At 72.1% G+C, this 12,069-nt stretch carries 11 protein-coding genes; 8 read left to right on the top strand and 3 right to left on the bottom strand.

Annotated elements, in window-relative coordinates; genetic code table 11:
• Positions 1-107: 107 nt before the first annotated feature.
• The 3 genes from OG927_RS13750 to OG927_RS13740 all read left to right on the top strand — a co-directional run bounded on the left by OG927_RS13750 (position 108) and on the right by OG927_RS13740 (position 2,595).
• Complete coding sequence (locus tag OG927_RS13750) at positions 108-923, top strand: alpha/beta fold hydrolase (protein ID WP_056799273.1); 816 nt, start codon at positions 108-110, stop codon at positions 921-923.
• Positions 924-989: 66 nt separating this feature from the next.
• On the top strand, positions 990-1,613 hold the full coding sequence (locus OG927_RS13745) for a GNAT family N-acetyltransferase (protein WP_330320231.1): 624 nt from the start codon (positions 990-992) through the stop codon (positions 1,611-1,613).
• A gap of 196 nt (positions 1,614-1,809) precedes the next feature.
• On the top strand, positions 1,810-2,595 hold the full coding sequence (locus tag OG927_RS13740) for an SAM-dependent methyltransferase (protein ID WP_330320230.1): 786 nt from the start codon (positions 1,810-1,812) through the stop codon (positions 2,593-2,595).
• Here OG927_RS13740 and OG927_RS13735 read toward each other — a convergent pair.
• Positions 2,592-3,080, bottom strand: a complete 489-nt coding sequence (locus tag OG927_RS13735) for a GNAT family N-acetyltransferase (RefSeq protein WP_056799264.1) — start codon at positions 3,078-3,080, stop codon at positions 2,592-2,594. The two genes, OG927_RS13740 and OG927_RS13735, sit on opposite strands and share 4 nt — an antisense overlap.
• 49 nt (positions 3,081-3,129) lie before the next feature.
• Between OG927_RS13735 and OG927_RS13730 the strand changes: the two genes are divergently transcribed.
• Positions 3,130-3,945 (top strand): exodeoxyribonuclease III, encoded by an 816-nt coding sequence (locus OG927_RS13730; RefSeq protein WP_056799262.1) that lies wholly within the window; start codon positions 3,130-3,132, stop codon positions 3,943-3,945.
• Here OG927_RS13730 and OG927_RS13725 read toward each other — a convergent pair.
• A complete protein-coding gene (locus OG927_RS13725; RefSeq protein WP_056799259.1) occupies positions 3,942-4,601 on the bottom strand; it encodes a MerR family transcriptional regulator in 660 nt (219 codons plus the stop codon). The genes OG927_RS13730 and OG927_RS13725 overlap by 4 nt on opposite strands.
• 168 nt (positions 4,602-4,769) lie before the next feature.
• On the opposite strand from OG927_RS13725, the gene OG927_RS13720 reads away from it, so the two are divergent.
• The 4 genes from OG927_RS13720 to OG927_RS13705 all read left to right on the top strand — a co-directional run bounded on the left by OG927_RS13720 (position 4,770) and on the right by OG927_RS13705 (position 8,401).
• The gene (locus OG927_RS13720) at positions 4,770-6,290 is read left to right on the top strand and encodes a flavin-containing monooxygenase (RefSeq protein ID WP_330320229.1); all 1,521 of its coding nucleotides are present in this window, start codon (positions 4,770-4,772) and stop codon (positions 6,288-6,290) included.
• Entirely contained in the window at positions 6,287-7,228 is a 942-nt protein-coding gene (locus OG927_RS13715; RefSeq protein ID WP_056799255.1) for an alpha/beta fold hydrolase, read from the top strand. Before OG927_RS13720 ends, OG927_RS13715 begins: the two co-directional genes overlap by 4 nt.
• On the top strand, positions 7,225-8,109 hold the full coding sequence (locus OG927_RS13710; RefSeq protein WP_056799253.1) for an SDR family oxidoreductase: 885 nt from the start codon (positions 7,225-7,227) through the stop codon (positions 8,107-8,109). The genes OG927_RS13715 and OG927_RS13710 overlap by 4 nt, the downstream gene beginning before the upstream one ends.
• An 85-nt stretch (positions 8,110-8,194) precedes the next feature.
• Positions 8,195-8,401, top strand: coding sequence for a hypothetical protein (locus OG927_RS13705; protein WP_056799251.1), 207 nt, complete (start codon positions 8,195-8,197; stop codon positions 8,399-8,401).
• Between the two features lie 162 nt (positions 8,402-8,563).
• Here OG927_RS13705 and OG927_RS13700 read toward each other — a convergent pair whose 3' ends face one another.
• The gene (locus OG927_RS13700) at positions 8,564-12,007 is read right to left on the bottom strand and encodes a S41 family peptidase (protein WP_330320228.1); all 3,444 of its coding nucleotides are present in this window, start codon (positions 12,005-12,007) and stop codon (positions 8,564-8,566) included.
• Positions 12,008-12,069 lie beyond the last annotated feature (62 nt).

Raw genomic sequence — 12,069 nt, 5'->3', positions numbered from 1 at the left:
ACCGACGCCACGTGCGGTTGCCCCTGCCGCGCGTGCCGGAGGGGCGGCCCGATCCGCAGCCGGAATCCCTGTGTGCGCCTGCCGATCACGGGGCTAGGGTGCCCGGCATGAATGCCATCGACCTGCGCGGCGTCACGATCGGCTACGACGACTCCGGGCCTTCGGCCGGTCCGCCGGTTCTCCTGATCCACGGCCACCCCTTCGACCGCACCCTGTGGGCGCCGCAGGTCGCGGCGCTCACCGAGACCGGACACCGGGTCGTCACCCCCGATCTGCGCGGGTACGGCCGCAGCGGTGTCACCCCGGGAAAGGTCTTCCTCTCCGATTTCGCCGACGACCTCGCCGCGCTCCTCGGCCACCTGGGCATCGACGAGGCGGTGGTCGGCGGCGTTTCCATGGGAGGGCAGATCACCATGGAGTTCCAGCGGCGTCACCCGCAGCTGGTGCGCGGCCTCATCCTGTCCGACACCTCCGCTCCCGCGGAGACCGAGGAGGGCAGGCAGTTCCGCAACCGCCTGGCCGACAGGCTGCTCGCCGAGGGCATGGACGGCTACGCGGGTGAGGTGATCGCCAAGATGCTCGCCGCCTACAACGTCGAGGCCATGCCGGACGTCGCCGCACGCGTCCTGGGCATGATGCGGGCCACCGATCCCCGCGGCGCCGCAGCAGCACTGCGAGGCCGGGCCGAACGCCCCGACTACCGGGCCACGTTGGCGGACGTCCGGGTGCCGGTATGGATCGTCGTCGGCGCGGACGACGCCTACACCCCTGTCGCGGACGCCGAGGCGATCCACCGGCTCGTCCCCCACGCGGTGATGACCGTCATCGAGGGGGCGGGCCATCTGCCCGGCGTCGAACAGCCCGGACGCTTCAATGCCGCCCTGCTGGACTTCCTCGCCACGTACGTACCCGCCAGTGACTGAGCCGCACCCGCTCCTGGCCGCTTTCACCGACGCCGCCGACGGCCGCTTCCCCCGTGCGACGGCGGCGTGACGGTGCTGCCGCCGCTGCCCGGAGGCCTCGAGTGCTCCGTCGCCTTCACGGGGCACGCGGTCATTGCCACCTGCCTGGCCGCCGCTGATGTGCACGCCCGTGCGGCCGACGGCTTCGGTGGCTCCCTGGCGCCCGACTTCCTCCGCCACCTCGCCGGCCCCGGCGGGTTGATCGGCGTCACCGACGTCACCCTCACGGCCCGCGGCACCGGCGGCACCCCGCGTCTGGCCGGGCTGGCGGACGAGGGGGCCGGCCACCCGCGCGTCCTGTACGCCCGCGCACTGCGGGCCGACGTCACGGTCCACGGCGACGAGCGGGGACTGGTCACCCTGGCCCACGGCCTGGCCGGGCGACGCGAGCTGGGCATCGAACTCCACGCTCCCCACCACGCCGGCCGAGGCCACGGGCGCGGACTCCTCGCCGACGCCCTCTCCCTCGTACCGGAGGGCGAGCCGGTCTTCGCCGCCGTGGCCCCCGGCAACGCCCGCTCGCTCCGCGCGTTTCTGGCCTGCGGCTTCATCCCGATCGGCAGCGAGGTCGTCCTGCGGCCGCAGCGGCCTCGGACGGTCGCCGACGGAGGTCCCGCCCCAGGACCGGGCCGGATACGCACGCTGACATGACCCCGGACCGGGGCAGCCGGGTACGACCGTCCGGGCCGGGATCAGGTCGTCTTCTGCGCGAAAGGGCTGCGCGCGCCGGGGCGACCACCCGGTAACCTGGGGCGTCCTCGCTCATCCGCCCCTGCGACGAACGCAGTTGAGGTGTGTGCAGGCCGGATGCGTGGTTGACTGTTCGGGTCCGTACGGAGGGCGTCCTGTGACTGCCGGTATACCCACCTCCCGCATCGACACCAGCAAGCCCCATCCGGCGCGTGTCTACGACTGGCTCCTGGGCGGCAAGGACAACTATCCGGTCGACCAGGAGGTCGGGGAGAAGCTGCCTGCCGAAGCGCGCGCCAACGCGGCGCGGAACCGGGCGTTCATGCACCGGGCGTCCGCCTGGCTGGCGCGGGAGGGAGTCGACCAGTTCCTGGACATCGGCACCGGCATCCCCACCGCGCCGAATCTCCATCAGATCGTCCAGGCCGTCACGCCCCGATCCCGTGTGGTCTACGCGGACAACGACCCCATCGTCCTGCGTCACGCCGAAGCGCTGCTGATCAGCAGCCCCGAGGGGGCGACCGACTACATCCACGCGGATGTCCGGCGACCGGAGACGATCCTCGAACGGGCGGCGGAGTTCCTGGACTTCGGCCGGCCCGTGGCCCTGTCGCTCATCGCGCTGATGCACTTCCTGCCCGACGACCAGGACCCGTACGGCATCGCTCGCCGACTGGTCGCAACGCTGCCCTCGGGAAGCTATCTGGTCCTCTCGCACGGGACGGCGGACCAGCACCCGGAGCTCCGGCAGGAGACCGAGTCCGCGTACAGGAAGGGGGCCATCGCGCTGCGGATGCGTACGCGCAGCGAGGTCGAGCCGTTCTTCGACGGGCTGGAGCTCGTCGCGCCGGGGCTGGTGTCGGCGACCGAGTGGCACCGGGACGAGTCCGCGCCGGTGTACGAGCGGAGCGGGTTCTACGTGGGTGTGGCACGGGTTCCCTAGGAAGGCCGCCCCAGCGGCTTGGCCATGCAGATGCTGCTCTCGTACAGGCGGTAGTGGCCGAACTTCGCGCAGGGCGTGTAGCCGCTGGAGGTGTACAGGGCGATCGCCTCGGGCTGCTTGTCGCCGGTCTCCAGGACCATGCGGGTGCGTCCCGCGGCCCGGGCGTCGGCCTCCAGGGCGGCGAGGATGCGCCGGGCCAGGCCATGGCCGCGTCCTGCGGGTATGACGAACATCCGCTTGATCTCGGCGTCGCCGTCCGAGTAGCCCTCGGGGTTCCGGTCCTGGGTGCGCCAGCCGCCGGTGGCCACGGGCTCGTCCCGGTCGTCGTAGGCGAGCAGGTACAGCCCGCGCGGCGGATCGAACATGGTGGGGTCGAGCGGTGTGACATCGCCCTCGTCGCCGTAGCGCTCGGCGTATTCGAGCTGCACCTGGTCGTTGAGTTTCACGGCGTCAGGGTGGTCGAACGACCGAGGCTGGATATTCATGCGAGTCATGGTACAGCTATGCACTAGTGTGCCTCGGTACCCTACGGGGATGCTGACTGTCACCACGGTAAATGTGAACGGGCTCCGTGCCGCCGCGAAGAAGGGTTTCGGCGAGTGGCTGGGGCGGACCGAGGCCGACGCGGTCTGTCTCCAGGAGGTCCGTGCCGAAGCGCAGCAGCTCCCCGAAGAGCTGCGTGAGCCCGAGGGGTGGCACGTCGTGTACGCCCCGGCCGCGGCCAAGGGGCGCGCGGGAGTCGCCGTCTTCACGCGGCAGGCGCCGGAGCGCGTCCAGGTCGGTTTCGGCGGGTTCGGGGTGCCGGGGAGCGAGGAGTTCGACGCCTCCGGCCGCTACGTCGAGGTGGACCTGCCCGGCGTGACGATCGCCAGCCTGTATCTGCCCTCCGGTGAGGTCGGCACCGAGAAGCAGGAGGAGAAGGAGCGCTTCATGGCGGCCTTCCTCCCCTATCTCCAGGGGCTGAAGGGCCGGGCCGCCGCCGAGGGGCGCGAGGTCGTGGTCTGCGGCGACTGGAACATCGCCCACCGGGAGGCCGACCTCAAGAACTGGAAGGCCAACAAGAAGAACTCGGGCTTCCTCCCCGAGGAGCGGGAGTGGCTGACCCGGGTCTTCGACGAGGCCGCGTACGTGGACGTCGTCCGCGCCCTGCACCCGGACGAGGAGGGGCCGTACTCCTGGTGGTCCTACCGCGGGCGGGCCTTCGACAACGACGCGGGCTGGCGCATCGACTACCAGGTGGCGACGCCCGGACTCGCCGGCCGGGCGGTCAAGGCGTGGGTGGAGCGCGCCGCCACGCACGGCGAGCGGTGGAGCGACCACGCACCCGTGACGGTCACGTACGAGCGTTAGGTGTCCTGTCCGCGGAGGTCGGGCGCGGGGCGGGGTGCGTCGTCGTCGCGCAGCTGCCGGTCCAGGGCCATGGACAGCTCCGCGTCCACCACCGCGTGGGCGAGCGTGCGCAGCTGGTCCGGATCGGTGTCCGCCGCGTGGGTGCGCAGCACGCGGACGAAGTGGGCGGCGAGGGCGTCGGCGTGCTCGCGGACCAGGCGGCCGGAGGAGAGCACCGCGGAGAGCGGCACCCCTTCCCGCACGAGCTCCGCCGACACCTCCAGCAGGCGGCGGCTGATGTGGACGATCTCGTCGCCGTCGGTGGCGAGATAGCCCAGGTCGAGGGCGGCGGAGAGGTTCTCCGCCGTGGCCTCGTCCGCGAAGTAGTCGGCGAGCTTCTCGGGGGTGAGCCGGACCGGGGTCTCCTCGGTCGGCTCGCCGAGGCCCAGCACCTCGGCGACGTCGCGGCCGCTGTCGAAGGTGGCGGCCAGGTCGGCGATGCCGTTGAGGGTGTGGCCGCGGTCCAGTAGGCCCGTGATGGTGCGCAGCCGGGCGAGGTGGTGGTCGTCGTACCAGGCGATACGGCCCTCGCGGCGAGGCGGCTGGATCAGCCCGCGCTCCCGGTAGAAGCGCAGGGTGCGCACGGTGATGCCGGCCTCGCGGGCCAGCTCCTCCATGCGGTATTCGCGGTGCTCGCGTCCTTCAGCCACACCCGCACCCTATGTTGTACCGCCGGTAACTTTCCTTGCCCCGCCCCCTACCCATCAGTACGGAGCTGCTCTACCCTCCCAACAACGCCAGTGATTGCTGGCAGAGTCGCGTACGTACCGCGGGGAGGCGGCAGCATGGCCCAGCACGAGCATGTACGAGTGGCGGTGATCGGATCCGGATTCGGGGGCCTCGGAGCCGCGGTCCGGTTGCGCCGCGAGGGCATCACCGACTTCCTGGTTCTCGAGCGGGCCGGATCCGTCGGTGGCACCTGGCGCGACAACAGCTATCCGGGCTGTGCCTGCGACGTACCGTCCCACCTCTACTCCTTCTCGTTCGCGCCCAACCCCGACTGGCCGCGCACCTTCTCGGGGCAGGAGCACATCAGGGCCTACCTGGAGCACGTGGCCGACACCTTCGGGCTGCGCCCGCACCTCAGGTTCGACCACGAGGTCACGGTCATGCGCTGGGACAACGACCGGCTGTACTGGGTGATCGAGTCGGCGAACGGCACCACGGTCACCGCCGACGTCGTCGTCTCCGCGACCGGCCCGCTCTCCGACCCGAAGCTTCCGGACATACCCGGGCTCGCCGACTTCCCCGGCAAGGTCTTCCACTCGGCGCAGTGGGACCACGACCACGACCTGACCGGTCAGCGCGTCGCCGTCATCGGCACCGGTGCATCCGCCATCCAGATCGTGCCGGAGATCCAGCCCCACGTGGCCGCGCTCACGCTGTTCCAGCGGACGCCCCCCTGGGTGATGCCGCGCATGGACCGGGCCATCAGCGGGGCGGAGAAATGGCTGCACCGCACGCTTCCGTTCACCGGGACCGCGCGCCGCGGACTGCTCTGGGGCATCCGGGAGCTGCAGGTCGGCGCCTTCACCAAGCATCCCGACCAGCTGGGCATCGTCGAGCGGATAGCCCGGGCCAACATGGCCCGGGCGGTCAAGGACCCGGAACTGCGGGCCAGGCTGACCCCCTCGTACCGCATCGGCTGCAAGCGCATCCTGCTCTCGAACGCCTACTATCCGGCGCTGGCCCGGCCGAACGTGGACGTGATCTCCTCCGGTCTCGCCGAGGTGCGGGGCTCCACCCTGGTCGCCTCGGACGGCACGGAGACCGAGGCCGACGTGATCGTCCTCGGCACCGGCTTCCACGTGACGGACATGCCGATCGCGGACCGGGTCATCGGCGCGGAGGGCATCACGCTCGCCGAGTCCTGGAAGGACGGCATGCAGGCGCTGCGGGGCGCGACGGCGGCCGGCTACCCCAACTGGATGACGGTCATCGGCCCCAACACCGGGCTCGGCAACTCCTCGATGATCCTGATGATCGAGTCCCAGCTGAACTACATGGCCGACTACCTGCGCCAGCTGGACGTCCTGGGCGGGCGCGCGGCACTCGGCGCGCGGACCTCCGCCGTCGGCGCCTGGAACCGGCGCGTCCAGGAGCGGATGAAGCGCACCGTCTGGAACACCGGCGGCTGCACCAGCTGGTACCTGGACGCCGACGGGCGCAACACCACGGTCTGGCCGGGGACCACGGCCGAATTCCGGCGGGCCACACGCACCGTCGACCTCGGGGAGTACGAGGTCGTCCGGCCACCCGCCCCCAGCGCCGACCAGAAGCCCGTCACCGAGGAGGCTGTCCGATGAGCCGGCTGCTGCACCGCACGGACGCGCCGCCCGTGCCCGTCCGCGAACTGACCGCCCTCTCCGCCGACGGGTCGTCCCTCCACGTCGAGCTGCACGGGCCCGACGACGCCCCCGCCGTGGTCCTGGCGCACGGCTGGACCTGCAACACCCACTTCTGGGCCGCTCAGGTGCGCGACCTCGCGGTGGACCACCGGGTCGTCGTCTACGACCAGCGGGGGCACGGCCGCACCCCGGAGCCGGGTCCGGGCGGATACAGCACGCGGGCGCTGGCCGACGACCTGGAAGCCGTACTGAGGGCCACGCTCGCACCGGGGCAGAAGGCGGTGCTCGGCGGCCACTCCATGGGAGGGATGACGCTGATGGCGGCGGCCGGCCGGGCCGCCGTGCGCGAGCACGGGGCGGCCGTCCTGCTGTGCAGCACCGGCAGTTCGCGGCTGACCGCCGAGTCCCTGGTGCTGCCGATGCGGGCCGGCGCCCTCCGCACGCGGCTGACCGCGAAGATCCTCGGTGCTCCGGCACCGCTCGGGCCGGTCACGGGGATGTCGAAGGTGATTCTCAGGTACGTCACGATGGGCCGCGGTTCGTCCCCGGAGCGGGTGGACGCCTGTGCCAGGATCGTGCACGCGTGTCCCCGCAAGGCACGCATGGCCTGGGGCCAGGTCCTCGGGGAGCTCGATCTCGAGGCGCGGCTGCGGGAGCTGCGGCTGCCGACCGCGGTCATCGCGGGTACGGAGGACCGGCTGACGCCGCCCGTGCACGCGCGGGCCGTCGAGGCGGCACTGCCCCGGAGCCTGGGACTCACCGAGCTGACCGGCATGGGGCACATGACGCCCGTCGAGGCACCCGAGGTGGTCACCGCGAAACTTCGTGAGCTGGTGGCCGCCTACGTCACTGTGGACAGTGCGGCGCAGGCCGTGAGCGAGGAGGAGGTCGCATGAGTACCAGGCGGAGTCTCGAAGGACAGGTCGTCGTCGTCACGGGCGCGGCACGCGGTGTGGGCGAACTGCTGGCCCGCAAGCTGTCGGCACGCGGTGCCAAGCTGGCCCTCGTCGGTCTGGAACCGGACGAGCTGAAAGCGGTGTCCGAGCGGCTGCACGCGGAGAGCGACCACTGGTACGCCGATGTCACCGACCACGAGGCGATGGCCCAGGTCGCCCGTGAGGTCAAGGAGCGCTTCGGGAAGGTCGACATCGTCGTCGCCAACGCGGGGGTCGCCTCGGGCGGGCCGTTCGTGGACTCCGATCCCGTCGCGTGGCGCCGGGTCATCGAGGTGAACCTGATCGGTGGCGCGGTCACGGGGCGGGCGTTCCTGCCGGTGCTCATGGAGAGCCGCGGATACTTCCTCCAGATAGCGTCGCTGGCCGCGATCACCCCGGCGCCGATGATGAGCGCGTACTGCGCGTCGAAGTCCGGTGTGGAGGCCTTCGCGCACAGCCTGCGCGCGGAGGTCGGCTACCGGGGGGTGAAGGTCGGGGTCGGCTACCTGTCCTGGACCGACACCGACATGGTGCGCGGTGCCGACGAGGACGACGTCATGCGGGAGTTGCGGCAGCGGCTGCCGTGGCCGACGAACCGTACGTATCCGCTGGGCCCGGCGGTGGACCGGATCGTGGCCGGGATCGAGCGGCGGTCCGCGCACGTGTACGCGCAGTGGTGGCTGCGCGGGATGCAGTCGGTCCGGGGCTGTCTGCCGATGCTGATCAGGGCCGTGGGGCAGCGGGAGATGGAGCGGTTCGGGCCTCGGCTCGAGGGTGTGAGCACAGGGCTCGTGGGGGCCGGTGGTGCGGCGGATCAAGAGGCGCGCACGCAGCGTAAATGATCGAAATGCGGCTGATGTCCGGGTGTGTAAGTCTGAGCGAGGCCCTTACGGGGCCCCCCCACGCACCCACATAGGAGTGAACAGCATGGGCATCGCAGACCAGTTCAAGGACAAGGCGCAGGAGCTCGCCGACCAGGCCAAGCAGAAGAAGCCGGCCGACCGGCGGGACGGGGCGCAGAAGCGTCCCGCCGGTGCCCCGGGCGAGCGGTCGGACCGCGGCTCGGACCAGTCCGGGGTGCGGGAGCGGGCGCAGGACGCGGCGGACCGTACGCGTGAGCGTTTCGAGCGTTGACGTGAGGCGGGCGGCGCGGAGCGTCTGACGCGTCCGCGCCGCTGCGAGGGGCGCATCCGGAGGACCGGGTGCGCCCCTTCTCCGCGGGCCGATGCCCTCAAGCGCCGTGCGCACCTGCGGGGTTGGGCGGGGCGGGGGGCTGCCCGGGCTGCTGGGGGCGGGTCACCTCGGGGGGAGTGGGGGGCGGCGGAGGACCGGGGCCGTGGCGTAGGTGGGGGGCGTGGCCGCAGGGTGGTCCGTCAGGAGGGCCAGGGCCACCCGCACCGCGTCGTCGAGGACCGCGTGGCGGCCTTCCGCCCAGTCCAGGGGAGTTCGCAGCGCCTCCACGTCGGGTTCGACGCCGTGGTTCTCGACGGACCAGCCGTACGTGTCGAACCAGGCCGCGTTCATCGGCACCGTGATCACCGTCCCGTCGCCGAGACGGTGACGCCCGGTCATGCCGACCACGCCGCCCCAGGTGCGCTGGCCCACCACGGGCCCCAGCTTCAACAGCCGGAAGGCGGCCGTGATCATGTCGCCGTCGGAGGACGTCGCCTCGTCCGCGAGGGCCACCACCGGGCCCCGGGGCGCGTTGGACGCGTACGAGACCGGCTGCGCGTTGCGCGTCAGGTCCCAGCCGAGGATCGTGCGGGTCAGCTTCTCGACGACCAGCTCGCTGATGTGGCCGCCCGCGTTGCCGCGTACGTCCACGATCAGGGCCGGACGCGACACCTCCAGCCGCAGGTCTCGGTTGAACTGGGCCCATCCCGAGCCGCCCATGTCGGGGATGTGCAGATACCCGCACCTGCCGCCGCTCAGGTCCCGTACGACCTCGCGGCGCTTGGCCACCCAGTCCTGGTAGCGCAGCGGCCGTTCGTCGACCAGGGGGACGATCGCGATGCGGCGGGACCGGCCGCCGCACTCCCCGCCCGCCGGGCGGAACGTGAGCTCGACCGTGGTGCCGCCCGCGGCCGTCAGCAGCGGGTAGGGGCCGGTCACCGGGTCCACCGGCCGGCCGTCGACATGGGTGAGGACCGCACCCTCCCGGATGCCCGTACCGGCGAGCGGTGAACGGGCCTTGGAGTCCGAGGAGTCGCCGGGCAGGATCCGCCGCACCGTCCAGTCGCCGTCCCGGCACACGAGGTTCGCGCCCAGCAGCCCGATCGCCCGCTGGTAGTGGGGCGGCCCCTCGTTGCGGCGGGCGGGCGAGACGTACGCGTGGGAGGTGCCCAGCTCGCCCACGACCTCGCGCAGGAGATCCGCGAACTCGTCGGGGGAGGCGACCCGTTCGACCAGGGGCCGGTACTGGTCGAGCACGGCGTCCCAGTCGATGCCGCACATGTCCGGTTCCCAGAAGTAGGACCGGATGATGCGCCCCGCCTCGCCGTACGCCTGACGCCATTCGGCCGCCGGGTCCACGTCGTGCAGGATGCGGCGCAGGTCGAGATAGACCGTCGAGTCGTTGTCGCCGGGCTCGTTGGACGGTACGGCGCGCAGTTCGCCGTCGTCCATGACGACCAGCCGGGTCCGGTCCCCGCTGACCGCGAACCAGTCCAGGTGGTCGACCAGTTCGGTCCTGCGGGCCTTGGCGATGTTGAAGTGCTCCAGGGTCGGCCGGCCCGACATGTCCGCCGGGTTCGCGAACGTCTCACCCAGGGCGCCGGAGATCGGCCAGCGCAGCCAGACGAGGCCGCCGCCGCTCACGGGCTGCAGCGCCGAGTACTTGGAAGCGGAGACGGGGAACGGCGTCACCCGGCTCTCCAGGCCCTCGAACTCCACCGTGACCGTCGTCCCCTCGACCGTGCCTTCGGGGATGTCCACCGGGTCCAGGCCGCCCGCCGCGGGCCTGCCGTCCGGGAGCAGGGCGAACGGCGACGGGGTGGCCGAGGAGAGCGGCACGAGGTACGGGCGGCAGCCCAGCGGGAAGGAGAGGTCGCCGGTGTGGACGTCGTACACCGGGTCGAAACCGCGCCAGGACAGGAAGGCGAGATAGCGGCCGTCCCCGGTGAAGACGGGGTTCTCGTCCTCGAAACGGCCGTTGGTGACATCCACTGTCACCGGGGCGTCGGGGCCGGTGATCCTGGCCAGCTTGATCTGCCGCAGCGACCGGCCGATGCCCGGGTGCGACCAGGTCAGCCAGGCTCCGTCCGGCGAGAACGCCAGGTCGCGGACGGGGCCGTTGAGCGAGCGGATGAGCTCGGTGACCACGTCCGGTGCGGGGGCGGCGGGAGCGGGCCCGGTCGCGGCGCCCGCCACGTCGGGGGCCCCCACCGGTGCTCCGGCACCGGCAGGGTCCGGGGTGTCCGCCGGCTCTCCGGCACCGCCCGGGTCCGGGGTGTCGGTCAGGGCTGTGAGCCCGGCCAGGCCCGCGGTCTCCTCGTCCGTGGTGTCCAGGAGCAGCAGACGGCCGTCGTTCGACGCGACGGCCAGCCGCTCGCCCTCCGGGTCCGAGACGATCTCGTGGACCCGGCCCAGCTGCCCGATGGCCAGCCTGCGCGGCTCGCGGTCGCCGCTGGCCCGGGGGAGATAGGCGATCTCGATCGCGTCGTCGCCGTCCGCGTCCGTGACGTAGGCGACCTTGCCGCTGCTGCCGAGCATCTCCGGCAGCCGGACCCGCACCCCGGGGGTGTCCGTGATCGTGCGGGCGGGCCCGTCGCGGTGCGTCAGCCAGTACAGGCTGCCGCGCACGGAGACTGCGCTCGCCCGGCCCGTCTCGTCCACGGACAGCGAGTCGACATGGCTCGCGGCCGGCACCTGGTAGGTGCGCCGGCCCGTGCGCGGCCCACCGAGCCGCACCTCCAGCTTCCGCGGTACCGCGTCCGGCGACTCCAGGTCGTCGACCAGCCACAGATCGCCCGCGCACTGGTAGACGACCCTGCTGCCGTCACTGGACGCGTGCCGGGCGTAGAACGCGTCGTGGTCGGTGTGGCGGCGCAGGTCGCCGCCGTCCATCAGGCAGGAGTACAGATTGCCGACGCCCTCGTGGTCGGAGAGGAAGGCGATGCGCCGTCCGACGAACATCGGCGCCTCCAGATGCCCGCCGATGTCGGGGAGCAGCCGCTCGCCGTGCAGCCACAGCCGCCCGGTCGCCCCGCCCCGGTAGCGCTTCCACGCCGACGGTTCGTGCGGCGGTGTGCCCGTGAGCAGCAGGGTGCGCCGCTCCCCGTCGATGTCGGCGACGGCGATGCCGGAGACGGGGCCCCAGGGCAGCTTGCCGCCGGGGCTGCCGTCGGTGGGCACGTTGTAGGCCCACGAGAAGTACGAGAACGGCTGGCCGTGCGAGGACACGGCGAGGATCTGGGAGCTGTCACCGGGGTCGGGGCTCCACCCGCAGACCCTGGTGTCGGTCGAGCCCCAGTACGTGAGTCTGCGGGCGGGGCCCCCGTCCACGGGGGCCAGATGGATCTCTGGATCGAGCGTGCGCCAGGTCGTGTAGGCGATACGGCTGCCGTCGGGCGAGAAACGCGGATGACTGACCCGGGTCCGGTCGACGGTCACCCGCCAGGCACGGCCGGGCCGCTGCCCCGCTTCGGCGAGGGGGGCGACCCAGAGGTCGTCCTCGGCCGCGAAGCAGAGCAAGTCCTCGTGGAGGTGCGGGAAACGGAGATACGCGACGTCGTCACTCACCCTCCAATGCTTTCCGCGCGAAGGGCCTCCGGCAACTTGTGGTGCACGACACAAGCGAAACT

This window comes from Streptomyces clavifer (assembly GCF_036345975.1).
Lineage (GTDB): Bacteria > Actinomycetota > Actinomycetes > Streptomycetales > Streptomycetaceae > Streptomyces > Streptomyces clavifer.
The sequence above is the reverse complement of the archived record's forward strand: the minus strand, read 5'-3'. Positions and strand labels throughout refer to the sequence as shown.

Excerpts from the sequence above, each read along its gene's own strand:
- OG927_RS13730 (WP_056799262.1), top strand. The coding sequence starts at position 3,130 with ATGCTGACTGTCACCACGGTAAATGTGAACGGGCTCCGTGCCGCCGCG.
- OG927_RS13710 (WP_056799253.1), top strand. The coding sequence starts at position 7,225 with ATGAGTACCAGGCGGAGTCTCGAAGGACAGGTCGTCGTCGTCACGGGC.
- OG927_RS13725 (WP_056799259.1), bottom strand. The coding sequence starts at position 4,601 with ATGGAGGAGCTGGCCCGCGAGGCCGGCATCACCGTGCGCACCCTGCGC.
- OG927_RS13750 (WP_056799273.1), top strand. The coding sequence starts at position 108 with ATGAATGCCATCGACCTGCGCGGCGTCACGATCGGCTACGACGACTCC.
- OG927_RS13715 (WP_056799255.1), top strand. The coding sequence starts at position 6,287 with ATGAGCCGGCTGCTGCACCGCACGGACGCGCCGCCCGTGCCCGTCCGC.
- OG927_RS13720 (WP_330320229.1), top strand. The coding sequence starts at position 4,770 with ATGGCCCAGCACGAGCATGTACGAGTGGCGGTGATCGGATCCGGATTC.
- OG927_RS13735 (WP_056799264.1), bottom strand. The coding sequence starts at position 3,080 with ATGAATATCCAGCCTCGGTCGTTCGACCACCCTGACGCCGTGAAACTC.
- OG927_RS13705 (WP_056799251.1), top strand. The coding sequence starts at position 8,195 with ATGGGCATCGCAGACCAGTTCAAGGACAAGGCGCAGGAGCTCGCCGAC.